At 67.5% G+C, this 25,847-nt stretch carries 24 protein-coding genes; 13 read left to right on the top strand and 11 right to left on the bottom strand.

Annotation, left to right across the window (positions count from 1 at the left end; translation table 11 throughout):
- Positions 1-15: 15 nt before the first annotated feature.
- Entirely contained in the window at positions 16-1,680 is a 1,665-nt protein-coding gene (locus AC07OD_RS26385) for a methyl-accepting chemotaxis protein (protein WP_494598393.1), read from the top strand.
- A gap of 71 nt (positions 1,681-1,751) precedes the next feature.
- Here AC07OD_RS26385 and AC07OD_RS26380 read toward each other — a convergent pair whose 3' ends face one another.
- Entirely contained in the window at positions 1,752-3,452 is a 1,701-nt protein-coding gene (locus tag AC07OD_RS26380) for an electron transfer flavoprotein-ubiquinone oxidoreductase (protein ID WP_218295211.1), read from the bottom strand.
- Between the two features lie 140 nt (positions 3,453-3,592).
- Here AC07OD_RS26380 and AC07OD_RS26375 point away from each other — a divergent pair, with 140 nt between their 5' ends.
- A complete protein-coding gene (locus AC07OD_RS26375; RefSeq protein WP_218295210.1) occupies positions 3,593-4,375 on the top strand; it encodes an SDR family oxidoreductase in 783 nt (260 codons plus the stop codon).
- Between the two features lie 142 nt (positions 4,376-4,517).
- Positions 4,518-4,937, top strand: a complete 420-nt coding sequence (locus AC07OD_RS26370; RefSeq protein WP_218338716.1) for an acyl-CoA thioesterase — start codon at positions 4,518-4,520, stop codon at positions 4,935-4,937.
- Positions 4,938-4,961: 24 nt separating this feature from the next.
- Here the strand turns inward: AC07OD_RS26370 and AC07OD_RS26365 are convergent, their stop codons facing one another.
- The 3 genes from AC07OD_RS26365 to AC07OD_RS26355 are packed head-to-tail and all read right to left on the bottom strand — an operon-like array spanning position 4,962 to position 7,150.
- The gene (locus AC07OD_RS26365) at positions 4,962-5,672 is read right to left on the bottom strand and encodes a hypothetical protein (RefSeq protein ID WP_494598392.1); all 711 of its coding nucleotides are present in this window, start codon (positions 5,670-5,672) and stop codon (positions 4,962-4,964) included.
- Positions 5,673-5,676: 4 nt separating this feature from the next.
- Positions 5,677-6,258 carry a peroxidase-related enzyme gene (locus AC07OD_RS26360; RefSeq protein WP_218338714.1) on the bottom strand — a complete coding sequence of 194 codons (582 nt, stop codon included), beginning with the start codon at positions 6,256-6,258 and terminating at the stop codon, positions 5,677-5,679.
- A 52-nt stretch (positions 6,259-6,310) separates the two neighbouring features.
- Positions 6,311-7,150 carry an IclR family transcriptional regulator gene (locus tag AC07OD_RS26355; protein WP_255590817.1) on the bottom strand — a complete coding sequence of 280 codons (840 nt, stop codon included), beginning with the start codon at positions 7,148-7,150 and terminating at the stop codon, positions 6,311-6,313.
- Between the two features lie 133 nt (positions 7,151-7,283).
- On the opposite strand from AC07OD_RS26355, the gene AC07OD_RS26350 reads away from it, so the two are divergent.
- The 5 genes from AC07OD_RS26350 (at position 7,284) to AC07OD_RS26330 (ending at position 13,189) form a co-directional block, all read left to right on the top strand.
- A complete protein-coding gene (locus AC07OD_RS26350) occupies positions 7,284-8,291 on the top strand; it encodes a Bug family tripartite tricarboxylate transporter substrate binding protein (protein ID WP_218338713.1) in 1,008 nt (335 codons plus the stop codon).
- Between the two features lie 275 nt (positions 8,292-8,566).
- The gene (locus AC07OD_RS26345) at positions 8,567-9,253 is read left to right on the top strand and encodes an RraA family protein (RefSeq protein WP_494598391.1); all 687 of its coding nucleotides are present in this window, start codon (positions 8,567-8,569) and stop codon (positions 9,251-9,253) included.
- Positions 9,250-10,194, top strand: coding sequence for an NAD(P)-dependent oxidoreductase (locus AC07OD_RS26340; RefSeq protein WP_494598390.1), 945 nt, complete (start codon positions 9,250-9,252; stop codon positions 10,192-10,194). Before AC07OD_RS26345 ends, AC07OD_RS26340 begins: the two co-directional genes overlap by 4 nt.
- Before the next feature lie 275 nt (positions 10,195-10,469).
- On the top strand, positions 10,470-12,680 hold the full coding sequence (katG, locus tag AC07OD_RS26335; protein ID WP_494598389.1) for a catalase/peroxidase HPI: 2,211 nt from the start codon (positions 10,470-10,472) through the stop codon (positions 12,678-12,680).
- Positions 12,681-12,799: 119 nt separating this feature from the next.
- Entirely contained in the window at positions 12,800-13,189 is a 390-nt protein-coding gene (locus AC07OD_RS26330; RefSeq protein WP_218295202.1) for a carboxymuconolactone decarboxylase family protein, read from the top strand.
- A 4-nt stretch (positions 13,190-13,193) separates the two neighbouring features.
- On the opposite strand, the gene AC07OD_RS26325 is transcribed toward AC07OD_RS26330, so the two are convergent.
- On the bottom strand, positions 13,194-13,736 hold the full coding sequence (locus AC07OD_RS26325; protein ID WP_218295201.1) for a PAS and helix-turn-helix domain-containing protein: 543 nt from the start codon (positions 13,734-13,736) through the stop codon (positions 13,194-13,196).
- Positions 13,737-13,813: 77 nt separating this feature from the next.
- Between AC07OD_RS26325 and AC07OD_RS26320 the strand changes: the two genes are divergently transcribed.
- Together AC07OD_RS26320 and AC07OD_RS26315 are read left to right on the top strand one after the other, a co-directional pair.
- The gene (locus tag AC07OD_RS26320) at positions 13,814-14,521 is read left to right on the top strand and encodes a CoA transferase subunit A (RefSeq protein ID WP_218295200.1); all 708 of its coding nucleotides are present in this window, start codon (positions 13,814-13,816) and stop codon (positions 14,519-14,521) included.
- A gap of 2 nt (positions 14,522-14,523) precedes the next feature.
- Positions 14,524-15,162, top strand: coding sequence for a 3-oxoacid CoA-transferase subunit B (locus tag AC07OD_RS26315; RefSeq protein WP_492244832.1), 639 nt, complete (start codon positions 14,524-14,526; stop codon positions 15,160-15,162).
- 139 nt (positions 15,163-15,301) lie between these two features.
- On the opposite strand, the gene AC07OD_RS26310 is transcribed toward AC07OD_RS26315, so the two are convergent.
- From AC07OD_RS26310 to AC07OD_RS26285, 6 genes are all read right to left on the bottom strand, one after another.
- Entirely contained in the window at positions 15,302-15,595 is a 294-nt protein-coding gene (locus tag AC07OD_RS26310) for a DUF4148 domain-containing protein (RefSeq protein ID WP_218338710.1), read from the bottom strand.
- A 281-nt stretch (positions 15,596-15,876) separates the two neighbouring features.
- Positions 15,877-16,719, bottom strand: a complete 843-nt coding sequence (locus AC07OD_RS26305) for a class I fructose-bisphosphate aldolase (RefSeq protein WP_494598388.1) — start codon at positions 16,717-16,719, stop codon at positions 15,877-15,879.
- Positions 16,720-16,769: 50 nt separating this feature from the next.
- Positions 16,770-17,777: an aldo/keto reductase gene (locus AC07OD_RS26300; RefSeq protein WP_494598387.1), complete on the bottom strand. Its 1,008-nt coding sequence runs from the start codon at positions 17,775-17,777 to the stop codon at positions 16,770-16,772.
- Positions 17,774-18,811, bottom strand: coding sequence for an ABC transporter permease (locus AC07OD_RS26295; protein ID WP_494598386.1), 1,038 nt, complete (start codon positions 18,809-18,811; stop codon positions 17,774-17,776). The genes AC07OD_RS26300 and AC07OD_RS26295 overlap by 4 nt, the downstream gene beginning before the upstream one ends.
- Positions 18,808-20,343, bottom strand: a complete 1,536-nt coding sequence (locus tag AC07OD_RS26290; RefSeq protein WP_494598385.1) for a sugar ABC transporter ATP-binding protein — start codon at positions 20,341-20,343, stop codon at positions 18,808-18,810. The genes AC07OD_RS26295 and AC07OD_RS26290 overlap by 4 nt, the downstream gene beginning before the upstream one ends.
- A complete protein-coding gene (locus AC07OD_RS26285; RefSeq protein WP_007854385.1) occupies positions 20,340-21,386 on the bottom strand; it encodes a substrate-binding domain-containing protein in 1,047 nt (348 codons plus the stop codon). The genes AC07OD_RS26290 and AC07OD_RS26285 overlap by 4 nt, the downstream gene beginning before the upstream one ends.
- A gap of 181 nt (positions 21,387-21,567) precedes the next feature.
- Here AC07OD_RS26285 and AC07OD_RS26280 point away from each other — a divergent pair, with 181 nt between their 5' ends.
- The 3 genes from AC07OD_RS26280 to AC07OD_RS26270 are packed head-to-tail and all read left to right on the top strand — an operon-like array spanning position 21,568 to position 25,641.
- The gene (locus tag AC07OD_RS26280; RefSeq protein WP_494598384.1) at positions 21,568-23,112 is read left to right on the top strand and encodes an FGGY family carbohydrate kinase; all 1,545 of its coding nucleotides are present in this window, start codon (positions 21,568-21,570) and stop codon (positions 23,110-23,112) included.
- A complete protein-coding gene (locus AC07OD_RS26275; RefSeq protein WP_494598383.1) occupies positions 23,109-24,884 on the top strand; it encodes a glycerol-3-phosphate dehydrogenase/oxidase in 1,776 nt (591 codons plus the stop codon). Before AC07OD_RS26280 ends, AC07OD_RS26275 begins: the two co-directional genes overlap by 4 nt.
- A 1-nt stretch (position 24,885) precedes the next feature.
- Positions 24,886-25,641, top strand: coding sequence for a GntR family transcriptional regulator (locus AC07OD_RS26270; protein ID WP_218295192.1), 756 nt, complete (start codon positions 24,886-24,888; stop codon positions 25,639-25,641).
- Positions 25,642-25,847: the final 206 nt, after the last annotated feature.

Raw genomic sequence — 25,847 nt, 5'->3', positions numbered from 1 at the left:
AGGGAAGGGATTTTCATGAGCTATCTGCCTGCCACCACCGCGTCGGCGTTGCCCGCCCAGGCAAGGGCTTCGCCACGGGCCCAGGCGTCGGCGCGCACCGCCGGCGGCGGCGGCACCGCGGCGCCCCCCCGGCGGCGCAACCTGAGCGTGGGCCAGAAGCTCGCCACCAGCTTTGGCCTGCTGGGCTGCGCGGTGGCCCTGCTGGGTGCGATGACCTGGATGACAGGCGAGGGCACCCGCCGCCAGGCCGCTCTGCTTGCGGGTGAGCAGCTGCCCATCGAGCGCTCGGTGCGCGACTGGAAGACGCAGTCCGTCACCATCGGCCAGATCGCGCTGCGCGCCACGGTGTCGTCCGACGTTTTCCCCCTGGTGGCCGAGCTGCGCAAGCAGCTGGCGGATGAAGACGCCATGCGCGGGCGCATCGAGGCGGCGCTGGCCGGTGCTTCCACCGCCGAGCACACCAAGCCCCTGTGGGCGGCGGCCCAGGCGCAGCGCCAGCAATACGCGGCACTGCGCGACACGCTGGTGCAGAACGCCCTGGAGTCCAAGGTGATCAGCCAGAAGGAGCTGCAGGACCATGCCGCAGCGCTCACGCGCTACCTGCAGGCGATCGACCTGTTGCTCGATGCGTCGGAGCAGTCATCGCTGGCGGCGGCCGACACCATGGTCGCCGACGCATTGCGCGCGCAATGGATCAGCGCCATCGCCGTGCTGGTGGTGGTGGGCCTGTCGGGGTTGTTCGGGTGGCTGCTGCGGCGCTCCATCGTGCTGCCGCTGCGCCAGGCGTGCGAGGCCGCCGCGCAGGTGGCGAACGGCGATCTCACGGTGCACCTGGAGACCCGCCGCACGGACGAGATCGGGCAGTTGCTCACCGCGCTCAATGCCATGGTCGAGTCCTTGCACTATGTGGTGACCGAGGTGCGCGATGCGGGCGATTCCATCCACGTGGCCAGCTCCGAGGTGGCGGCGGGCAACACCGACCTGAGCGCGCGCACCGAGCATGCGGCCAGCAGCCTGCAGCAGACGGCGGCGAGCATTGCCCAGCTGGCGCAGATGGTGGCGGCCAATGCCGACAGCACCGGCCAGGCCCATGCGCTGGCGCGCAATGCCAAGGGGGTGGCCAGCAAAGGTGGCGAGGTGGTCGGCCAGGTGGTCACGACGATGGAAGAGATCAATGCCAGCAGCCAGAAGATCGCCGACATCGTGGGCATCATCGACGGCATCGCGTTCCAGACCAACATCCTGGCGTTGAACGCGGCGGTGGAGGCGGCCCGTGCCGGTGAGCAGGGCCGCGGATTCGCCGTGGTGGCCAGCGAGGTGCGGGGCCTGGCCGGGCGCAGCGCCAACGCGGCGCGCGAGATCAAGGCGCTGATCGCCGACAGCGTGGGCAAGGTGAGCGACGGCGCGAGGCTGGTGGTGACTGCGGGCTCCACCATGGACGACATCGTCCGCAGCGTGGAGCGCGTGACTGCGCTGATGTCCGAGATCAACGAAGCCAGCACCGAACAGAGCACGCAGATCGGCCAGGTGAGCCAGGCGGTGGACCAGCTCGACCACATGACGCAGCAGAACGCCGCGCTGGTGGAAGAGGGCGCGGCGGCCGCGCAGAGCCTCCAGGACCAGGCGCACCGGCTGGCGCAGGCCATGGGGCAGTTCCAGCTCGTTCGTGCAGCGGTTTGAGTTTGGAAAATCCAATAAAAAAAGGCCTGCAGCGCAGGCCCATCAAGCGCAAGGCGCTATGATTTTTATAGTTACATGCCCGAGTAGTTGGGGCCGCCGCCGCCCTCGGGCGTGACCCACACGATGTTCTGCGTCGGGTCCTTGATGTCGCAGGTCTTGCAGTGCACGCAGTTCTGCGCGTTGATCTGCAGGCGTTGCGCATCGCCGCCCTTGGCGGTGTCGGGCACGAACTCGTACACACCCGCCGGGCAGTAGCGGGCCTCGGGGCCGGCGTACTTGGCCAGGTTGATGTTGACCGGCACGCTCGCATCCTTGAGCGTCAGGTGGGCGGGCTGGTTCTCTTCGTGGTTGGTGTTGCTGATGAAGACGCTGGAGAGGCGATCGAAGGTCAGCTTGCCGTCGGGCTTGGGGTAGACGATGGGCTTGCACTCGGCCGCGGGCTTCAAGTAGGCATGGTCGGGCTTGTCGCGGTGCAGCGTCCAGGGGATGTGGCCGCGCAGCACGAACTGCTCGAAACCGTTCATCAGCGTGGCCGTGGTCAGGCCGTACTTGAACCAGTTCTTGAAGTTGCGGTCCTTGTTCAGCTCGGTGTAGAGCCAGCTGGCCTCGAATGCCTCGGGGTAGGCCTTGAGTTCGTCGTGCTGGCGGCCGGCCACGATGGCGTCGTAGGCAGCCTCCGCGGCCAGCATGCCGGTCTTGATGGCGGCGTGGCTGCCCTTGATGCGGCCCACGTTCAGGTAGCCCGCGTTGCAGCCCACGAGCGCGCCGCCCGGGAAGATGGTCTTGGGCAGGGCGTTGATGCCGCTGGCGTTGATGGCGCGCGCGCCATACGACAGGCGCTTGGCGGTGATCTCGCCCTTGTCGTTCTCGAAGTAGTAGCGGACGTTCGGGTGCGTCTTCCAGCGCTGGAATTCCTCGAACGGGCTGAGGTAGGGGTTCTGGTAGCCCAGGCCGGTCACGAAACCGAGCGCGACCTTGTTGTCGTCCAGGTGGTACAGGAACGCGCCGCCGTAGGTGTCGTTCTCCATGGGCCAGCCGGCGGTGTGCATCACGAAGCCGGGCTGGTGCTTCTTGGGGTCGATCTCCCACAGCTCCTTCACGCCGATGCCGAAGCTTTGCGGGTCGCGGTCTGCGTCCAGCTTGTAGCGCGCGATCAGCTGGCGGCCCAGGTGGCCGCGTGCGCCTTCGGCGAACACGGTGTACTTGCCCAGCAGTTCCATGCCCAGCTGGAAGTTCTCGGTGGGCTCGCCGTCCTTGCCGACACCCATGTTGCCGGTGGCCACGCCCTTGACGGAACCGTTGTCGTTGTAGAGCACCTCGGCGGCCGCGAAGCCGGGGAAGATCTCCACGCCCAGCGCCTCGGCCTGCTCGGCCATCCACTTGGTCACGTCGCCCAGGCGAACGATGTAGTTACCGTGGTTCTGCGCGAACGGCGGCAGGAAGACGTTGGGGACACGAAAGCCCGACTTTTCCGACAGGAAGATGTAGGCGTCATCGGTCACCGGCTGGTTCAGCGGGGCGCCGCGTTTTTTCCAGTCGGGGATCAGCTCGGAGAGCGCCTTGGGGTCCATGATGGCGCCCGAGAGGATGTGCGCGCCGGGCTCGGAGCCTTTTTCCAGCACCACCACCGAGACATCCTGGCCTTTTTCAGCGGCCAGCTGCTTCAGGCGGATCGCGGTGGCCAGGCCGCCGGGGCCGCCGCCAACGACCACCACGTCGTATTCCATCGATTCACGGGGACCATACTGGGCGATGATTTCTTCGTTTGTCATGGGCTTCTCGTCGGGCGTTTGATAATGGGCTATTTTCTACAGAGCAGGGTGCAATGCCCTGTCTGGCTGGCGACTGATTGTATTCACGGAATAGAGACAATCGAACGACCGTTCTATTTTGATCAGTGGGGAAACTCTAAATGGCTTACAGCATCGACTTGTCCGGCCGCGTGGCCTTCATCACGGGCGCCTCCAGCGGCCTGGGCGCGCAGTTCGCCCGCACGCTGGCCCGCGCCGGCGCCGGGGTGGTGCTGGCCAGCCGCCGGGTGGAAAAGCTCAAGGAACTGCGCGCACGCATCGAAGGCGAGGGCGGCGATGCCCATGTGATCGAACTCGACGTGACGGACCATGCCTCGATCAAGTCCGCCGTGGCGCATGCCGAGACGGAGATGGGCTCCATCGACATCCTCGTGAACAACTCGGGCGTGAGCACCACGCAGCGCATCCAGGACGTGACGCCCGAGGACTACGACTTCATCTTCGACACCAACGTGAAGGGTGCGTTCTTCGTCGCGCAGGAGGTGGGCAAGCGCATGCTGGCGCGCTCGCGCGGTGCGGCGCCGGGCAGCTTCACGGGCGGGCGCATCATCAACATCGCCTCGATGGCCGGACTCAAGGTGCTGCCGCAGATCGGCGCCTACTGCATGAGCAAGGCCGCCGTGGTGCAGATGACCAAGGCCATGGCCATGGAGTGGGGCAAGTTCGGCATCAACGTGAACGCGATCTGCCCCGGCTACATCGACACCGAGATCAACCACCACCACTGGAACACCGAGCAGGGCAAGAAGCTCATCGACATGCTGCCCCGCAAGCGCGTGGGCAACGCGCAAGACCTGGATGCGCTGCTGGTGATGCTGGCCAGCGACCAGAGCCATTTCATCAACGGCGCGGTCATTGCGGCGGACGACGGTTTTGCGGTATAGGTTCCCCCTGAGTCGCTGCGCGCCTTCTCCCTGAGGGAGGCTCCACCCCGCGGTCTGGCAGGGCCAGTTCCACGGTGGCACGGGTGTTGGGTGGGGCGCGCCAGCTGCGTAGGCCGTGATCGTGCAAACAACTGAGTCAACGATGAAGATCGAAATCCCTGAGGTCAAGAAACTCGTCCATGAAATGCGCTTTCCCGTGCGCTGGGGCGACATGGACGCCATGGGCCATGTGAACAACACCGTGTATTTCCGCTACCTGGAAACGGCGCGCATCGACTGGATGGTGTCCGTGGGCTGCAACCCCGACCCGCACGGGCAGGGTCCGGTGATCGTCAACGCCTTCTGCAACTTCTACCGCCAGCTCGAATACCCGGCCGACGTGCTGCTCAAGCTCTATGTGAGCGATCCGGGCCGCACCACGTTCGAGACCTGGGGCACGATGGAGCGGGCGGACCAGCCGGGCGTGGTCTGCGCCGCGGGCGGCGCCACGACGATCTGGGTGGATTTTCCGCAGCAGAAGGCCACGGAACTGCCTGACTGGATGCGGGCGCTGGTCAGCTGAGGCGGGGGCGGACGGCCCGCGGGCTCAATCGGCCGGCAGCGCGATGCAGTGGGCCAGCGGCACGCCGCGCTCCTGCGCTGCGCCCAGCAGCAGCACCCGCCGCAACTCGGGCAGGTAGCGGACCGCGGTCTGTGGTGCGCTGTAGCCATTGGTGTCGGACAGGCTTTCCTGCATGCGCAGCATCCGGCCCGTTGGCCGGTGTTCGATGGCCAGGGTGCGCACGCCCGTATAGAAAGTGCTGTCGATGCGGCCTTCGGTGCCGAAGAAGCCGCCGCCCACGCGGGCCTTGCGGTGCGTGCCCTGGAACGTGGTGGCGATGCGCAGCTGGCCGTCGCGGCTGGTGCAACTGCCCTCGAATGCGGCCGCGCAGTCCATGGGCAGCGGGTTCTGCCGCACCATGACGGGCTGCACGGCCGGTGCCCGCAGCGCTGCGACGGGCACCGGTTCCAGGTGGGCGCAGTCCGTGTCAGGCACCACCTTCCAGGCCGTGGCGCCGGGGGAGTCCGCGATCTGCAGCCGTGGTATGCCCACGCCCGCGCCCAGGTAGTAGGCCGGTGCCGCGTCCCCGCTGCGGTAGAGCGTGGACGACAGCAGCGGCGACAGCGCGCCGGGGGGCACGGCCAAGGGCAGTGGGTGCACGGCCAGCGTTCCGGCGGGAGGCCCGAACCCGGCGCACCGCGCCGCACCCGCCGTGAAGGCGAGCGCCAGCAGCAAGGCTCCGGGCGCGGCGCGCATGGCGTCAGGCGGCAGGCTTGGCCTTGGGCACGCGACCCATCAGGTAGAACTCGGAATTGGGCAGCATGCCCGCGAAGCTGGCCATGCGGTTGGACAGGCCGAAGAACGCGGTGATGGCCGCGATGTCCCAGATGTCCTCGTCGTCGAAGCCGTGGGCGTGCAGCGCGGCGAAGTCGGCATCCTCGATCTCGTGCGAGCGTTCGCAGACCTTCATCGCGAAGTCGAGCATGGCGCGCTGGCGCGGCGTGATGTCGGCCTTGCGGTGGTTGACCGCCACCTGGTCGGCCAGGAAAGGCTTCTTTTCGTAGATGCGCAGGATGGCGCCATGCGCCACCACGCAGTACAGGCACTGGTTGGCGGCGCTGGTGGTGGTGACGATCATCTCGCGCTCGCCCTTGGTGAGGCTGCCTTCTTCCTTGAGCATGAGCGCATCGTGGTACGCAAAAAACGCGCGCCACTCGGCCGGGCGCCGGGCAAACGCCAGGAACACGTTGGGGATGAAGCCAGCCTTCTCCTGCACTTCGAGGATGCGGACGCGGATGTCTTCGGGCAGGCTGTCGAGCGAGGGCACAGGGTAGCGGGTCACAGGGGTCTCCTTGTCGATTTTTCAGTAGGTGGCAGGCATCAGTATCCGGGATTCAGGGATGCCACTGCGTGGCGCGCACGGGGCTTTGCGCGGGCGCTGCCGTGTTGCCCGCCAGCGCATACGACAGCTGCGTCGCGGCGCCGATCACCGTCTGGGCCAGGGCTTCGAGCTTTTCGGCCGGCAGGCGCGATGCGGGGCCGGAGATGCACACCGAGCCCATCAGGCGCCAGTGCATGCCGAACACCGGCGCCGACACCGTGGCCACGCCTTGCTCGCGTTCGCCGATGGACCAGTGGTAGCCCTTCCTGCGGATGTCTTCGTACGCCTTGCCCGGCTCGCCCGAGAACGCCAGGATCACGCGGCCCGGCGAGCCTTTGTCCAGCGGCAGGCCCTCGCCCATGCGGGCGTGGTGGCGCAGTGCCTGCGGGCCCTCCACGCGCACCAGGCAGGTCCGCACCTGGCCTTCGCGCACGTAGAAGGCCGCGCTTTCGCCCGTGGCGTGGGTCAGCTCGCGCAGCGCGGGCTCCAGCACGTTCTGCACATCAAAGCCCGCCTGGTAACGCGCGCCCAGCCAGCCCGCGGCAGGGCCCAGGCGCCAGTCGCCGTCCTCGCGCTGCACCATGAAGCCCGACTGCGCCAACGTGCGCGCCAAGCGCAGCACCGTGGTCTTGTGCAGGCCGCAGCGGCGGCTCAGCTCGGCCAGCGGCAGGCTGGATTCGCCCAGGGCAAAAGCCTCCAGCACCTGCAGGGCCCGGGTGACGGCGATGACACCCGTCGCAGGCTCGGAGTCTGCGGCCCCTGAGGCCTCTGGGGCTGGCACGGGGGCCGGTGGCTTGGGCGCCGGTGCACGGTGGGCTGCAGGACGCGCGGGTTTGCTGGGGCTGTTGCTCATGGTGCCATTCGTTTCATTGTGTGCAACGCCATTGTATGGGTTGAAACGTCTGCGTAAAGTCGCGGCCACGGCGCCGGGCCCTCGCAGGTTCTGCGGACCGGCGTGAATAACCACCATAAACGGAGACAAATCCATGCCAGCTTTTCCATCGCTTTCGCGTGCCGTCGGCGCGCACCTGTGCCACGCTGTGCTGGGCCTTGCCGCCCTGGCCGCACCCGCTGGCGCAGCCCTGGCGCAGGCCGCCTACCCCAACAAGCCCATCCGCCTGATCGTGCCGTTCCCACCCGGCGGCGGCACCGACATGATCGCGCGCACCGTGGCGCAAAAGCTCACGGACCAGAACAAGTGGAACGTGATCGTGGACAACCGCCCCGGCGCAGGCGGCAACCTGGGCGTGGACGCCGCGGCCAAGTCGGCCCCCGATGGCTACACGCTGGTCATGGGCCAGACCAGCAACCTGGCGATCAACCCCACGCTGTACCCCAAGCTGCCCTACGACCCCATCAAGGACCTGGTGCCCGTGGCACTGGTGTCGTCGTCGCCCATCGTGATCGCCGCGCCGGCCAATTCGCCCTACAAGACCTTTGCCGATGTGGTGGCCGCATCCAAGGGCAAGCCCGACGCGCTCACCCTGGGCTACTCGGGCAACGGCACGGTAGCCCACCTGGCCGGCGAGCTGGCCGAGAACGCGGCGGGCATCAAGCTGCGCCACATCCCCTACAAGGGCGCGGCCCAGGCCATGACCGACCTGGTGGGCGGGCAGATCGATCTGTACATGTCGTCCGTGCCCACGCTGCTGGGCCAGGTGCGCAACGGCAAGCTCAAGGTGCTGGCCATCACGTCGGCCAAGCGCTCGTCGCAATTGCCGGATGTGCCCACGCTGGCGGAGTCGGGCTACAAGGGCTTCGAGGCCGTGACCTGGTTCGGCATCCTGGCGCCGGCCGGCACGCCCGCTCCCATCGTGGCGCAGCTGAACAAGGCGATCAACCAGGCACTGCAGCACGCTGAAGTGGCCGAGAAGCTGCGCTCCGAAGGCGGCGATATCTTGGGCGGCTCGGCCGATCAGTTCGGCCAGCTGCTGCGCACCGAAGTGCCGCGCTGGGGCAAGATCGTCAAGGACTCGGGCGCCAGCCTGGACTGATTTAGGGCATTGCCCTCAACAGGCCCGTCTCCTTGGGGAGCCTTGCCGTGTACCGCACTGCCTGCGGCTCCCCGCCCAGCGATCCGTTGAAATGCCAAGCGCGCCCCACGCCCGGGCCCCACACGTCGCCCGTCCATCTTTTTCCAACCGCATTGCCTGCAGCCGCTCCACGTCCGCGGTCGCGCTGCGGCATGGGCATTGCGCAGCTGACACCGTGCCACCGCCGCAGCCGCGCAGGCCCCACCGTTTTTCGTGCTCTCTACAAGGAATTCACCATGAGCCAACTCCCCGACATCATCCGTGACATCGACCGCGTGAGCGCCGAGGTCGTGCACAAAGCCGCGACCTTCCAGGCCGCCATCCTGGCCGACGTGGCGGGCCGCCGCGGCACGATGCATGGCCGCGTGGCCCCGGTGCACCAGGGCATGCAGGTGGCCGGCCCGGCCTTCACCGTGGAAGTGCGCCCCGGCGACAACCTCATGATCCACGCCGCCATCGCGCTGGCCCAGCCGGGCGACGTGCTGGTGATCGACGGCAAGGGCGACCTGACCGCCGCCCTCATGGGCACGCTGATGCTCAGCGCCTGCAAGAAGCGCGGCCTGGCCGGCGTGATCGTGGACGCGGCCATCCGCGACAAGCTCGAGATCCTGGAACTGGACTTCCCCGTGTTCAGCGCGGGCTTCAATCCCGCCGGGCCCACCAAGTACGTGCCCGGCCGCATCAACCACCCCATCTCTGCCGGCGGCGCCACGGTGAACCCCGGCGACCTGGTGGTGGGCGATGCCGACGGCGTGGTCGTGATCGAGCGCGCCAAGGCCCCCGGCATGATGGCCCTGGCCGACAAGAAGGTCGCCGACGAGGCCGCCCGCATCGACGCCATCGCCCGCGGCGACACGGCCTCGAAGTGGCTGCCCGCCGCGCTGCGTGCGGCGGGTGTCCTCCAGGAAGGGGAATCGCTGTGAGCACCAACCCCACCATCATCGTCACGGGCGCCGACCTGGCGCAGCAGGCGCTCGGTCTGCTCACCGGCTACGACATCGTCTACGCCGGCAAGACGCCGACCGAAGACGACATGGTCGCCCTGGCCAAGCAACACGATCCGGTGGCCATCATCGTGCGCTACGGCAAGGTGGGCCCGGCCGTGATGGACGCGGCGCCTTCGCTCAAGGTGATCTCCAAGCACGGCAGCGGCACCGACACCATCGACAAGGTGGCGGCCAAGGCGCGCGGCATCGAGGTGGTGGCTGCCGTGGGCGCCAATGCCGCGGCCGTGGCCGAGCAGGCGCTGGTGCTGCTGCTGGCCTGCGCCAAGTCGGTGGTGCAGCTGGATGCACGCATGCATGCCGGCCACTGGGACAAGGCCACGCACAAGAGCCTGGAGCTCTACGGCCGCACGGTGGGCCTGGTGGGCCTGGGCGCCATCGGCCTGCGCTTTGCCAAGATGGCCGACGCGTTGGGCATGCGCGTGATCGGCTTCGACCCGTTCGCCAAGAACCTGCCCGACTACGTGCAGAGCGTTCCGCTCGAAACGATCTGGTGCGAGGCGGATGCCGTGTCACTGCACTGCCCGCTGACCGACGAAAACCGCGGCATGCTGAACGCCGCCACGCTCTCACAGTGCAAGCGCGGCGTCATCGTGGTGAACACCGCCCGCGGCGGCCTCATCGACGAAGCCGCGCTGCTGGCGGCCGTGCGCTCGGGCCAGGTGATGGCGGCGGGCCTGGACAGCTTTGCGGTGGAGCCCATGGTGGCCGGCCACCCGTTCCAGGGCGAGAAGAATTTCATCCTCAGCCCGCACATCGGCGGCGTGACGAGCGACGCCTACGTGAACATGGGCGTGGGCGCGGCCCAGAACCTGCTCGCCGTGCTGGCCCGTGAGGCGGCAGCCGCCCCAGCCGCGTAGCCAGGGCGGGGGACATGCTCGTGAGCACAATTTTCAAGCAAAAATGGCCTCTAGCGCTTACCTGCAAAGCGCTGGAAGCTACGCTATTGATAGCGCCTGCAGCGTGCCTTGCGCAGGCTGGCGACTATCCATCCAAGCCCGTGAAGCTACCGGCCTTTGTGGTTTGATAAATATTGACTATCAATCGAATTCAATCGATTCAATTTACGTGTCATGGATTGCTTCCTACCATTGGTCTCGCCAAGTGCCTGAACCGCTTACACAAGGAGAGACCCATGACGACAGAAGCCCAATGCCCTTTCGACCACGGTAAGGCCGCCGCGCCCAAGGGCCGTGGCAACGCGGACTGGTGGCCCAACCAGCTCAACCTGCGCCCGCTCAACCAGAGCTCTCCGCTCGTCGACCCCATGGGCGACGGCTTCAATTACGCCGAAGAATTCAAGAGCCTGGACCTGGCCGCCGTGAAGGCCGACCTGCACGCGCTGATGACCGACTCGCAGGACTGGTGGCCGGCCGACTTCGGCCACTATGGTCCGTTGTTCATTCGCATGGCCTGGCACAGCGCCGGCACCTACCGCCTGGCCGACGGCCGCGGTGGCGCGGGGGCCGGGCAGCAGCGTTTTGCGCCGCTCAACAGCTGGCCCGACAACGCCAACCTGGACAAGGCGCGGCGCCTCCTGTGGCCCATCAAGCAGAAATACGGCCGCAAGATTTCCTGGGCCGACCTGATGATTCTCACCGGCAACGTGGCGCTCGAATCCATGGGCTTCAAGACCTTCGGCTTCGGCGGCGGCCGCCCCGACGTGTGGGAACCCGATGAAAACGTCTACTGGGGCGCAGAGACCACCTGGCTGGGCGGCGACAAGCGCTACAGCGGCGAGCGCGACCTGGCCAAGCCCCTGGCCGCCGTGCAGATGGGCCTGATCTACGTGAACCCCGAGGGTCCCAACGGCAACCCCGACCCGATCGCGGCGGCGCGCGACATCCGCGACACCTTTGCCCGCATGGCCATGGACGATGAAGAGACCGTGGCGCTGATCGCCGGCGGCCACACCTTCGGCAAGACCCACGGCGCGGGCGACGCGGCCCTGGTGGGCAAGGAGCCCGAAGGGGGCGGCATCGAGGACCAGGGCTTCGGCTGGATCAGCAAGCACGGCAGCGGCTTTGGCGGCGACGCCATCACCAGCGGCCTGGAAGTGACGTGGACCACCACGCCCACGCAATGGAGCAACAACTTCTTCGAGAACCTGTTCGGCTTCGAGTGGGAACTGACCAAGAGCCCGGCTGGCGCGCACCAGTGGACGGCCAAGGGCGCCGAGGCGACGATTCCCGATGCGCACGATCCCTCGAAGAAGCGCGTGCCCACCATGCTCACCACCGACCTGTCGCTGCGCTTCGATCCGGCCTACGAGAAGATCTCGCGCCGCTTCCTCGCGCACCCCGAGCAGTTCGCCGACGCGTTTGCGCGCGCCTGGTTCAAGCTCACGCACCGTGACATGGGTCCGCGCGTGCGCTACCTGGGCCCTGAGGTACCGGCCGAAGTGCTGATCTGGCAGGACCCGATTCCCGAGGTGGACCATGCCCTGGTGGACGACCAGGACGTGACGGTGCTCAAGGCCAAGATCCTGGCGTCCGGCCTGTCGGTGCCCGAGCTGGTGTCCACGGCCTGGGCCTCGGCCTCCACCTACCGTGGTGGCGACAAGCGCGGCGGCGCCAACGGTGCCCGTGTGCGCCTGGCACCGCAGAAGGACTGGGAAGTGAACCAGCCTGCGCAACTGGCCAAGGTGCTGGGCCAGCTCGAAGCGATCCAGCAGGACTTCAATGCCGCGCAGAGCGGCGGCAAGAAGGTCTCGCTGGCCGACCTGATCGTGCTGGGCGGTGCTGCGGCCATCGAGTCGGCCGCCCGCAGCGCAGGCCAGGAAGTGGTCGTGCCTTTCACGCCAGGCCGCATGGACGCCTCACAGGAGCAGACCGATGTGCCTTCGTTCGAGGTCATGGAGCCGCTGGCCGATGGCTTTCGCAACTATGTGCGCCCCGGCCTCGAAGGCGCGGTGGCCGAGCTGCTGATCGACCGCGCCAACCAGCTCACGCTGACCGGCCCCGAGATGACCGTGCTGGTGGGCGGCCTGCGCGCCCTGGGCGCCAATGCAGGGCAGGGCCGGCACGGCGTGTTCACGCAGCGTCCCGGTGTGCTCACGAACGACTTCTTCGTGAACCTGCTGGACATGCGCACCCGGTGGCAGAAATCGGCCTCCGAGGCCGGCGTGCTGGAGGGCGTGGACCGTGCGAGTGGCGCTCCGAAGTGGACGGGCACGGTGGCCGACCTCGTGTTCGGCTCCAACTCGCAGCTGCGCGCGCTGGCCGAGGTGTATGGCAGCAGCGATGCGCAGGCGGTGTTCGTGCAGGACTTCGTGAAGGCATGGACCAAGGTCATGAACCTGGACCGCTTTGATCTCGCGCCCGCGGCACATCCAGCACAGGCCTGAGCCCCCCGGACTGACGACGCCACCGGCCTGGCCTCCTTGGGGAAGGGCTGGTGGCGTTGTGCTTTTCGGGCGGGCAGGGCGGCTACCATGGCGGCCCCAAACCGAACCGGAGAGCCCGCATGACGCAACCCCCATCCTCCAAGGATTTCGACAAAGGCCTGGCCACGCGCAAGCAGGTCATGGGCGAGGACTTCGTGGCCAATGCCTTTGGCAATGCCACGGAGTTCACCCAGCCGATCCAGGAGTTCATCACCCGCAATGCCTGGGGCGATGTCTGGCAGCGCCCGGGGCTGGACATGAAGACGCGCAGCCTGATCACCGTGGCGTTCCTCACCGCGCTGGGCAAGCAGCACGAGCTCAAGGGCCATGTGCGCGGTGCACTCAACAACGGCGCCACGGCGGCCGAGATCCAGGAGGTGCTGCTGCATGCCAGCATCTACTGCGGACTGCCCACCGCCGTGGAGGCTTTCCGCACGGCCGCCGACGTGATCGACGGGCCGAAAAAATAAGGCTTCAGCCCGCCAGGAGCTTGTGCACGAGATCGGCTGCGGTCGACGCGTTGTACTTGCGCATGAGGCGGGCGCGGTAGATCTCCACCGTGCGGTGGCTGATCTCCAGCGTGCGGCCGATCTCCTTGGAGGTCAGGCCTTCCAGCAGGCGTGCCGCCACTTCGCGTTCGCGGCCTGTCAGCTCCGCTTTCACGGGGCGCTGGGAACTCAGGTCTTCGAAGCTCCAGATGCCCGATTCATGCGGTGCATTGCGATTGAGCGCGCGCCCCGACACATGGCACCAGAAGACCTCGCCGTTGGCGCGCTTCATGATGCGGTTGTCGGCGTAGTGGCCCTTGGCGTTCAGGATGGGCTCCATGTGGGCGCCCAGGCGCTCATACTCGTCGGCGCTCGGATAAAGTACCTGGAAGGACTGGCCGATCAGCACCTCGCGCGAGGCGCCGAACATCTCGCAGACCTGCCGATTGCAATCGACCATGGTGCGGTTGCGTGACAGCACCAGGCCCACGGGAGCCATGTCGAAAGCGAGCCGGTAATCAACGTCCATAGTGCAAATCTTTAGGGGATACTACTTATTCGGGTACGTAGTATCGTAGCGCATCCAAAATTCACAAGGAGATCGTGGTGAACAAGATATTCCCCTCCGCGGCCGAGGCCCTCCGGGGTGTGGTTGCAGACGGCCAGCTCATGGCTGTGGGCGGTTTCGGGTTGTGTGGCATTCCGGAGGCGCTGATCGATGCGCTGCGCGATTCGGGTGCCAAGAATCTCACCGTGATCTCCAACAATGCGGGCGTCGACGGCTTTGGCCTGGGCAAGCTGCTCGAGACCCGCCAGATCAAGAAAATGATCTCTTCGTACGTGGGCGAGAACAAGGAGTTCGAACGCCAGTACCTCGCGGGCGAACTGGAACTGGAGTTCACGCCCCAGGGCACGCTGGCCGAGAAGCTGCGCGCCGGCGGCGCGGGCATTCCGGCCTTCTTCACCAAGACCGGCGTGGGCACCATCGTTGCGGACGGCAAGGAGCTGCGCGAGTTCGACGGCGAAACCTATGTGATGGAGCGCTCCCTGGTACCCGAGGTGTCGCTCATCAAGGCGGATGTGGCGGACAAGTCCGGCAACCTGCGCTTCAACCTCACCGCGCGCAACTTCAATCCCGCCGCGGCCACGGCCGGCAAGGTCTGCATCGTGGAGGTGGAGCGCATCGTGGAAACGGGCGAGCTCGCGCCCGATGACGTCCATCTGCCCGGCATCTACGTGCACCGGATCGTGCTCAACGCCAACCCTGAAAAGCGCATCGAAAAACGCACCATCACCGAGAAAGCAGGAGCCTGACCATGCCGTGGACCCAAGACCAGATGGCCGCACGCGCGGCGCAAGAACTCGAAGACGGCTTCTATGTGAACCTGGGGATCGGCATCCCCACGCTGGTGGCCAATTTCACGGGCGACAAGGAAGTGTGGCTGCAGTCCGAGAACGGCATGCTGGGCATCGGCCCTTTCCCTACCGACGACAAGGTGGACCCCGACCTCATCAATGCCGGCAAGCAGACCGTCACCACGATCAAGGGCTCGTCGATCTTTGGCAGCGACCAGTCGTTCGCCATGATCCGCGGCGGCAAGATCAACCTGTCCATCCTGGGTGCCATGCAGGTCAGCGAGAAGGGCGACCTGGCCAACTGGATGATCCCTGGCAAGATGGTCAAGGGCATGGGCGGCGCCATGGACCTGGTGGCTGGCGTCAAGCGCGTGATCGTGCTCATGGAGCATGTGGCCAAGAAGAAGGACGGCACTGAAGACCTCAAAATCCTGCCCCAGTGCACGCTGCCCCTGACGGGCGTGGGCGTGGTCGACCGCATCATCACCGACCTGGCCGTGCTGGACGTGACGCCCGAAGGCCTCAAAGTCATTGAACTGGCACCCGGCGTCACCTTCGAAGCCCTGCAGGGCAAGACGGGCGTGACGCTGCTGCCGTAAGGCGTTGCTTCATGCGCCGCCGCATGCGGCGGCGGGTTGACCCTTCAGGCATGCAAGACAAAAAGGCCGGAACCCTTCACGGGGCTCCGGCCTTTTGCGTGGCGGCTGCGGTGCGCCTGCACCGCATGGCGGTGGCCTTTTACATCGCGCCGATTTCACCAGCGGGGATCTGGCCGGTGCGCACGGCTTCAGCAGCCTGGGCACGCACGGCGGCGCGGTCGGCGGTGGATTGGTAGGTCACCACGCGCGAACCTGCGGGTTCGATGGAGCGGGTCTGGGCCACGGTGGCGGCTTCGGCGGCCACTTCGGCGCGGGTGCGGTTCGTCTCGAACTTCGTGGCGAACTGCGAGGCATCGGCCTCGTCGGCCTGGGCACCAAAAGAAGCGAAAGCGGCCACGGCGGCGATGGAGAGGAAGCGGGCGGTCTTGTTCATGATGAAATCCTTCAGGAAGAAAAAAGCGTCTCAGAAAAACCGGGACAAAAACCATTTCTGAACCGGGTTCGGTGAGTCGCCTTGCGGGTTCGGCTCATCGATGGGTTGAACTGTACGCCTGGGGTATCCAAAGAAAAACCATCTGGTCGCGAACTAACTGTTCCAGTTTTGGCAACAGTTGACGGGCGCATGGCGGCACACGCCGCGTCCTGCGCCGGGGCAACAAAAAAGGGCCTGTGGGCGTCTGGCGACCACAGGCCCTCCGGTTTCAGGGATTCATCTCATGCCGCTGTGTAGAGCTCCCAGGCCTCGGATGCGCTCGCGCCGCGGTGGATCATCGCCATCAGTGCGTTGACCACCGCCGACGGGTTGGCGTGCTGGTACACGTTCCGGCCATAGACCATGCCCACGGCCCCCTGGTCCAGCAGCACGCGCGAGCGCGCGAACACCTGCTGCAGGTCTTCGCGGCCGCCGCCGCGCACCAGCACCGGGCAGCGCGCTGCCTGCACCACGCGGTGGAATTCGGCGGGGTCGGTGGTGGGGTCGGCCTTCACGATGTCGGCCCCCATCTCGCGCGCCAGGCGCACCAGGGTCACGATCTTCTCGGCGTCGCCATCGACCATGTAGCCGCCTTGCTCGCTGTGCGGGCGCATCACCAGCGGCTCGATCATCAGCGGCATGCCGTAGCGGTCGCAGTCGGCGCGCACGCGCGCGATGTTCTGCACGCACTGGCGGAAGAGGTCGGGTTCATTGGGCAGCATGAAAAGGTTGACCACCACGCAGGCCGCATCGCGCTGGACGGCCGGCAGCACGGGATCGTGCTCGTTCTGCAGCAGGGCCCACATCACGCGGTGGGCCGTGGCGTTGTAGGGGTTGCCCATGTCGATGCGCATCACCAGCGCCGGCTTGTTGCGGCCCGGGCGGTCCTGCAGCAGGTCGGCCTGGCCGTAGTTGAGCTGGATGGCGTCGGGCGCGGCGGCCACGAGCTTGTCCATCACGCCGGGCATGTCCTCCAGCCCGTTGAGGAACGAGGGTTCGTTGCACACGCCGTGGTCCAGGGCGATGTCCAGGCAGCGCCCGTGGGTCAGCAGGCGGTTCAGGCGTGCGGTCTTGTCCTTCGACATACGAAGAGGTCCTTGGTTGGTGGGAGTAAGAAAAAGGGGGAAGAGGTTCGTCAGGCCAGCGCCATCAGGTGCCGGGCGGCGGCCGTGTCGATGCGCAACACGGCCTCCTCGGGCAGGTCCAGCGCGCCGGCGGTGGCGTTCTCGGTGGCCTGTGCCCGCGTGCGTGCACCGCACAGCGCCACCGATACATTGCCGCTGGCCAGCGTCCAGGCGATCATCAGCTGACCGAAGGAGCAGCCCAGTGGCCGGCGCACTGGTTCGAGTTCGTCGAAGAAGGCCTTGAGCCTGGCGCGGTTGGCCGCGCTGAAACGCGGGTTGCTCGCGCGCTGGTCGTCGCCCGTGAATTCGCGCGCCGGGTCGATGGGGCCGGCGAGCAGGCCCAGCGCCAGCGAGGAGTAGCCCAGCATGGCCACGTTATGGCGGCTGCACAGGGGCAGCAGCGTCTGCTCGATCTCGCGGTCGATCAGGCTGTAGCGCTCCTGCGCCGCGTCCACGGGACCGTGCTGCAGGTACTCGGCCAGCGTCTCGGGGCTCGCGTTGCTCACGCCAATGGCGCGGATCTTGCCCTGCTGCTTGAGCGTGAGCAGGGCGTCCATGGTCTCCTCGACCGGCGTGGTGGCGTCCTGCCAGTGGGTGATGTACAGGTCGATGTAGTCGGTCTGCAGGCGTTTCAAGCTCTCCTCGGCCTCGTGGAAGATCGATTCGCGGCCCAGGTGGCGGTACACGGGGTGGCCGTCTTCGTCGAAGAAGTGCGTGCCCTTTTGCGTGTGCCACACCAGGCCGCACTTGGTGGCGATCACCGCCTCATGGCGGCGGCCCTTGAGGGCGGCGCCAACGATGTTTTCGGAGGCGCCCAGGCCATAGGCCGGCGCGGTGTCGATCAGCGTCACCCCGGCGTCGAGCGAGGCGGCTATGGCGTCGGTGGCGGCGGCACTGTCCTGGCCGCCCCACATCCATCCGCCCATGGCCCAGGTACCGAGGCCGATGGCCGAGCACTGGATGCCCGACGGGCCCAGGGTGGTGGTCTTCATCGCTGCGTTCATCATCACGGCATTCATCGTTGGGTCTTTCGGGTGTTCATGAGGTGGTCGATGGTCACGGCGGCCAGCAGGATCAGGCCCTTGATCACGTCCTGCCAGTAGGGTGACACGTCCAGCAGGATCAGCGAGCTGGTCACCACCGAGAGCAGGGCCAGGCCCAGCACGGCACCGAGCACCGTGCCCGAGCCGCCCTTGAGGCTGGCGCCGCCGATCACGGCTGCGGCAATCACGTTGAGCTCCATGCCCACGCCGAAGGTCGGCGTGGCTGCGCCGAAACGTGCGGTGTAGATCACCCCGGCCAGGCCGGCCGAGGCCGCGCACAGCACCGTGACCCAGAACTTCACGTGGCCCACGCGGATGCCCGAGTACAGCGCCGCCTTCTCGTTGCTGCCGGTGTAGAACACGCGGCGCAGCAGGCTGGCTCGGCGCAGCACGAAGTCGCTGACCACCACAATGAAAAGGAAGATCAGGATCACCGCCGGAATGCCGAACAGCGTGCCCTGACCGATGAACTTGAACGAGGCCGGCAGCGAGAACAGCGACTGCGGCGTGCCCTGGGTGAGTGCCAGGCACAGGCCGCGCACGATGACCATGAAGGCCAGCGAGGCGATGAAGTGGTTGAGCCCGATGCGCACCACGCAGCCGCCGATCATGGCCCCGATGAGGGCGCTGGCGGCGATTGCGATGAGCCCGGCCGTCCAGGGGTCGAACCCCATCAGGAACAGCTTGCCCGTGACCACCATCGCAAAGCACACCACCGAACCCACCGACAGGTCGATGCCGCCCACGATGAGCAGGATGGTCATGCCTACCACCACGATGCCCTCGATGGAAAACGAGAGCAGCATGGCGCGGATGTTGTCCCAGGTCAGGAAGTAGGGCGAGGCGAAGCTCATGCCGATGCACAGCACCAGGATGATGACCAGAAGGCCCATCTCGCGCATGCTGGTCAGCCTGGTTCCGCCCGGCTTGCCGGGCCCTCCCTGGGGTTTCTCGCGCAGGGGCTGCAGGCCGGCCACGCTGCCGGCATCCAGTTGTGCGGGGTGATTCATGTCATCTCCTCTTGTTGTCGTTCCAGTCCCGAGGCCAGCCGCAGCAGGGCCTCTTCCGTCATGTCCTTGCCTTGCACCTCGCCCGCGACGCGGCCATCGCGGATCACCAGGGCCCGGTCGCACAACCCGATGATCTCGGGCAGCTCCGAGGAGATCACCACCACGCCCACGCCCTGGCAGGCCAGGTCGCGCAGGATGTGGTGGATCTCCGACTTGGCGCCCACGTCCACGCCGCGCGTGGGCTCGTCCATCAGCAGCACCGCGGGGTTGGTGGCCAGCAGCTTGGCGATGGCCACCTTCTGCTGGTTGCCGCCCGAAAGGCTGGCCACCTCGATCTGCACGCCGTCGGACTTGAGCTTCAGGCGCGCGCCCAGCTCCTGCGCCAGCCGGTGCTCGGCCGCACGCTGCAGCAGGCCGAAGCGCGAGCTCACGCGCGCCAGCGCCATGGAGGCGATGTTCTGCGCGATCGGCAGGTCCAGGTACACGCCTGCGGCCTTGCGGTCCTCGCTGAGGTAGGCAATGCCTTCGCGCAGCGCGTCGCTGTATTTGCGGATGGCGAGCTGCTTGCCGTTGAGGCGCACGCTGCCGCCGGTGGCGGGGCGCAGGCCGCACAAAGTCTGCGCCAGCTCGCTGCGCCCGGCGCCCATGAGCCCGGCGATGCCCAGGATCTCGCCGCGCTGCACGGTGAACGAGACGCCATGCACGCGCTCGCCGTCGGCCAGGTCGCCCACTTCGAGCACATGCTCGCCGCGGTCTGCGTCCTGCTGCTTGGGCGGGTAGTAGTTGCCCAGGTCGCGCCCGACCATGCGGCGCACCAGGCCGTCGGCATCGAGCTCGGCCAGCGGCCCCGAATGCACGTTGCGGCCGTCGCGCAGCACGGTCACGCGCGTGCAGTGCGCAAAGATCTCGGCCATGCGGTGGCTGATGTAGATGATGGCTATGCCCTGGTCCTTGAGGTCGTGCAGCACCCGGAAGAGGGCGGCCGACTCGTTGTCCGTGAGGGCGGCGGTCGGCTCGTCGAGGATCAGCACCTTGCAGTCGAGCGTGAGCGCCTTGGCGATCTCGATCAGCTGCTGGCTGGAGATGGGTAGGTCCCCCACGCAGGCGGCGGGGTCGATGTCCTGGCCCAGGCGCCTGAGCACCTGGGTGGCACGTGCGTTCAGGCCGGCGTAGTCCATCCAGGCCTGCCGGCCGGCATTGATCTCGGGCATGAAGATGTTCTCGGCCACGGTGGCGTCGGCGCACAGGGCGATCTCCTGGTGCACCAGGCCGATACCCAGGCGCATGGCCTGGGCCGGACCATCGATGGTCACCACGCGGCCGTCGAGCAGGATCTCGCCCGCATCCGGCTGGTGGATGCCATCGATGATGTTCATCAGCGTGGACTTGCCCGCGCCGTTCTCGCCGCACAGGGCGTGGATCTCGCCCGCCTGCAGCGAGAAGTCCACGCCCGAGAGCGCATGCGAAGCGCCGAAGCGCTTGCAGATGCCACGCAGCGCGAGCAGGGGAGCGCCCTTGGTGGTGGTGCTCACTCGCTGATGCCCTTGGTGCCGCGGCGGGCGAGGTACTTGTCCCAGTAGAAGTCGTCGGCGTTGGCCTTGCTGACCACGGCCAGGCCGTTGTCCAGGAAGGGCACGGCCATGGGGTTGGTGCCGTTGCGCTTGGCGTCGTTCATCGGGTCGATGAGGCCGGGGTTCTTGGCCAGGAACAGCATCATCATGCCCATGTAGCCCTGCATGCCCTGGTTGGGGTTGATGGCGCCGAACACGTCGCCGGACTTGATCATGTCCAGGATCTTGGCGTTCACGTCGCAGCACATCACCTTGATGTTCTTCTTGGTCTCCACCTTGGCCTGGGCCGCACCGAGCGCCGAGTTGGCCTCGGGCATGAACAGGGCGCCCAGGTTGGGGTTGGCCTGCGCCAGGCTCTGCACGGCCTGGTAGGCCTTGTTCGGGTCCTGGTTGCTCGCGGCGCGGCCCACCAGCTTCATGCCGGGGTGCTTGGTCTTCATGCGGTTGATGAAGGCGGCGATGCGGCGGTCGTGGTTGTCCTGGCCGGGGTTCTCCAGCACGGCGAACTCGCCCTTGCCGTTCAGGGATGCAGCGATCGCGTCGGCCGCCTGCGCACCTTCACGCTCGTTGTCCGAAGTGATGAAGGACGTGCGCTTGGAGTTGGGCGAGTCGGCCGCGAAGGTGACGACCGGGATGCCCATGGCTGCTGCGCGGTTGATGGGCTCGATGAACGGGTCGGGGTTCATGGGGTGCAGCAGGATGCCGGCGGGCTTGCGTGCCAGCTCCTGCTCGAACGAGGCCAGCTGCTTGTTCACGTCGTACTCGGGGGTGCCGGTGTAGCGGGTGCGGACACCCAGCGTGCGGCCCAGCTGCTTCATCATTTCGTAGACCGGGAACCAGTACTCCACACCCGAGACCATCACGTTCATCACGTAGACGTCGCTGGGGTTGCCGCGCAGGCCGCCCGCTGCGGCGGGGGCCGCTGCAGGCTGCTGCGCGAATGCGCTGGTGCCGGCCAGGCCGATACCGGCGGCGGCTGCGGACTTCAGGAAATTACGCCTCATTTTTTGTCTCCTCTTGTTGAACGGTGCAGCATGGGATGCTGCTTTCTCCAGGGCTGCGATGGGGTGCTTGGTGTCACGACAGTTGTTATGACAGGTAGAATGTAAGCGTGGATCGAATCTCCAGATAGTTAGGGGAAACACTACTGGATATACCCGCTGGTTCGGCGGAAGCTGTTATGACATGAAGACCCAACTACTGATCGGCATCGACCTCGGGTCGAGCAGCCTCAAAGCCCTGGCCCTGGAGGCCGCGAGCGGCCGCACCGTCGCCCTGTCCCGCATGCCCCTGCAGCACGACCGCCTGCCAGGCGGTGGCTGCGAAGTGGGCGAGCCCATGCTCCGTTCGGCCCTGTCCGCCGTGCTGCGCGATGTGGCCCACCAACTGGGCCGCCGCGTGGCCGACGTGCGCGCCATCGGCTGCACGGGGCATGGCGCAGGCCTGTACGCTCTGGATGCGCGCGGTGAACTCGCAGGCGGGCGCGCCGTGGCCTCGACCGACCAGCGCGCCGGCGCACGCGCCCAGTCCCTGGCCGCCAGCCACGGGCCGCAACTGCTGGCAGACGTCGGCTGCCAGCCCTGGCCCGGCCAGCCCACCGTGATCGCCGCCGAGTTGCTGGGCAGCGACGCTGTGCGCAGCGGTGCCTTGCAACGCCTCATGTTCGCCAAGGACTACGTGGGCTTTCTGCTCACGGGCGAGATCGCCACCGACGCCAGCGACGCCAGCACGGCGGGCCTGCTCTCGGTGGCCACCGGCACATGGTCGCCGCTGGCCTTTGCGGCCTCGGGCGTCGCCGATCTTTCACCGAAGGCCTTCGGGCCGCTGGTGGACAGCGGCGAGGTGATCGGCACGCTGCACACTTCGGCGGCCGAGGCGCACGGCCTGCCAGCGGGCATCCCGGTGGCCATGGGCGCCATCGACCTGCTGGCGTCGATGACCGCCATCCGTGCCGAGGAGCGCGGCCGCGCCGTCTCGGTGCTGGGCACCTGGTGCGTCAATGCCGTCATCGGCCCGGTGGTGGAACCCCGGCCCGACGTGGTGGCCGTCGTGAATTTCGGGCCGAGCGACCGGCGCCTGTACATGGAGAACAGCCCCTCGTCGATGGCCAATATCGCCTGGCTGGCCGGGGTGCTCGGCCTGCCCGATGCGCGGGCCGTGGTCGACCTGGCGATGTCGGTGCCGTTCGGGGCCGGAGGACTGCGCTTTCTGCCTTTCGTGAACGGCGGTGCGGGCGTCTCGGCCGGCTTTGTCGGCCTTCAGAGCCACCACACACGCGGCGACATGGCGCGTGCCGTGGTCGATGCAGTCGCGGCGCTGCATGCACGCCATACGGCGCGCCTGGCGGCCGGCGGGCTGCCGGTGTCGGCCTCCACCGTGCTCGGTGGCGGCGCCAGCGACACGCGCCTGGTGCGCCTGCTCGCGGGCCTGCTCGGGCACCCGGTGGAGCGCTGCGCCGACGACGAGACCGGCGCGCGCGGCGCGGCGATCTACGCGGCGATGTCGCAAGGCATCGACACCCACCCCTTGCGCGCGCCCTGCGACACGGTCGAACCCGACGCCAGCCAGGCGCGGGCCCATGCGGACTTCAATGCCAACTTCAACGAACTGATAGCCACCATGTCCCCTGTATTCGGCCATCTGGCGGGCACATCGCCGGGCATTGCTGCGCCGCTGCCAGCGCTTGCGCCCACCCCCACACCCGCGCAGAGCATGGAGGCCTTGCCATGAGCACGCCTGCACCATTGCCTTTCGTGCGCCCGGCCGCCGTGTCGGGGCACCATTTTTCGACCGTGATCGTGGGCGCCGGCATCAACGGCGTGGGCGTGTTCCGCGACCTCTCGCTGCAGGGCGTGGACTGCCTCATCGTGGACAAGGGCGACTTCAGCGCGGGTGCCAGCAGCGCGCCCTCGCGCATGATCCACGGCGGCCTGCGCTACCTGGAAAGCGGCAGCTTCTCGCTGGTGGCCGAGGCCACGCGCGAGCGCAACCTGCTGCTGCGCAACGCGCCGCACCTGGTGCAGCCGCTCAAGACCGTGGTGCCGCTGTCGAGCTTCTTCGGCGGGCTGATGAGCAGCGCGCTCAAGTTCCTGGGCCGCACGCCGCCCCAGCGCACGCGCGGCCTGCTGGCCGTGGCCACCGGGCTGCGCCTGTACGACCTGCTAGGCCGGCGCCAGCGCGTGATGCCCAACCACCGCATCAGCCGCGTGCAGCCGGCCGACCGCCTGCTGTTCCGGGCGGCCGTGCGCTGGACGGCGACCTTCTTCGACGCCTGGATCAGCCACCCCGAATGGCTGGTGCTGGAGCTGGTGCGCGACGCCTGCCGCGACCAGCCCCGCTCGGCGGCCGTCAACCACTGCCGCGTGACGGGCTGCGCGGGCAAGACCCTCACGCTGCGCGACGAAGTCACGGGCGAGGTGGTGCAGGTGACGGCCGACACGGTGGTCAATGCCAGCGGCGCCTGGCTGGACCGCAGCACCGAACTGCTGGGCGGCCCCGGCCCGCGCGTGATGGGCACCAAGGGCTCGCACCTGGTGCTCGACCACCCCCTGCTGCGCGACGCGCTGGGCGGGCGCATGGCCTATTTCGAGGCGCTGGACGGGCGCGTGTGCATCGTCTACCCCTTCCTGGACCGGGTGCTGGTGGGCTCCACCGACATTCCGGTGGACGACCCCGACCAGATCGCCACCGAACCTGCCGAGGTGGACTACCTGCTGGAGGTGCTGGGCGAGGTGTTTCCCAACCTCTCCTTCGGCCGCGGTAACGTGGTCTACACCTATGTGGGCGTGCGGCCGCTGGCGCGCTCGGACGCCGACAAGCCGGGGCAGATCTCGCGCGACCATTCGGTGGTGATCGATGCACCGTCCCCATCGCGCGATATCCCGGTCGTGGGCCTGGTGGGGGGCAAGTGGACCACCTTTCGCGCGCTGGCCGAGGAGGCCACCGACGAGGTGCTGCGCCTGCTGGGGCGCGGGCGCACGGCCTCGACCCGGCAACTGCCCATTGGCGGCGGCACCGACATGCCGCAGGGCGGGCAGGCGACCGAGCGTTTCATCGACCGCATCGCCCAGGATTCCGGCCTGGGCCGTGCCCGCGCCCAGGCACTGCTGCGCCGCTACGGTACCCAGGCCTTGCGCATGGCCCAGCACTTCAAGGTGGCCGGCGACGTGCCGCTGCAGCATGCACCCGACTACTCGGCGGCGGAGGTGGCCTGGCTGTGCACCGACACCGGCGTGATCCACCTCGACGACCTGGTGATCCGGCGCACGCTGCTGGCCATCCGTGGCCTCGTCACGGACGCGGCGCTGGCCGAGATGGCGGGCATCGCTGCACGGGCGCTGGGCTGGGATGCGGGGCGCGAACGGCAGGAACTGCACAATTGCACCACCGCACTGCGCGAACGCCATGGCGTGCGCCTGGCTCCCGCAGTCCCTGATCACACCGATGCAGCGCCGGCTTTCCATGCATCATTGACCATCCACCCGGCCCTGAGCCCGTCCTGACGTGAATTCACCGACCGAACTCCAGCCCCTGCTCGACCGCAACTCCGAATCGCCCCTGTGGGCGCAGTTCCGCGATGCCCTGCGCCTGCAGATACTGCAGGGCGAACTGGCCATCGGCGCCAAGCTGCCGTCCGAGGCCGAACTGGGCGAGCAGTTCGGCATCTCGCGCATCGTGGTGCGCGAGGCGCTGGCCGACCTGGTGCGCAACAACCTGATCTACAAGATCAAGGGCCGTGGTGCGTTTGTCGCGGCGCGCGAGCGCGACGAGGATTTCGTTTCCACCGTGCTCGGCTTCTCCGACGAGATGGAGCGCAAGGGCCGTTCGGTGCGCACCCAGGTCCTTGGTCAGCAGTTGCGCGCACCCACGCCGCAGGAGATCAGCGCGCTGGGCCTCACGGACGACACCCAGGTGGTGGCCTTGAAGCGGCTGCGCAGCGTGGATGGCGAGCTGCGCCTGCTGGTGGAAACCGTGGTGCCCGCCGACCTGGCGCCCGGCCTGCACCGCATGCGCCTGGACGACCGCTCGCTCTACGACGTGTTGCGCCGCCAGTACGGGGTGCGGCTGGTGCGCGCCGAGCGCTGGATCGACGCCGTGCTGCCTGACGCCGAGACCTGCGAACTGCTGCAGCTGGCAAGCCCCGAGCCGCTGCTGCGCATCGAGTCCATCGCCTATGGCGCCAATGGCCGCCGCCTGGAGTACTACAACGCCTTGCACCGCTGCAAGTCGAGCCGCCTGCACGTGCAGACAACGACATGATGACCCCCTGAGGCGCGGGCAGTCTCTCCAGGCAAAACGGGCTCCCGCAGGAGCCCGTTTGTCATTCATGCCTTCATGGCAACCACCGCGCGGAAGGAACGGGGGGCATGGCCGCCCCGCCGCACGGCAATTACATGGCGTTGCCGATTTCGCCCGCCGAGATCTGGCCGGTGCGCACGGCTTCAGCAGCCTGGGCACGCACGGCG

This window comes from Acidovorax sp. GW821-FHT10E03, assembly GCF_059415205.1.
Note: the sequence above shows the minus strand (reverse complement) of the source record. Positions and strands in the feature narration are given on the sequence as shown.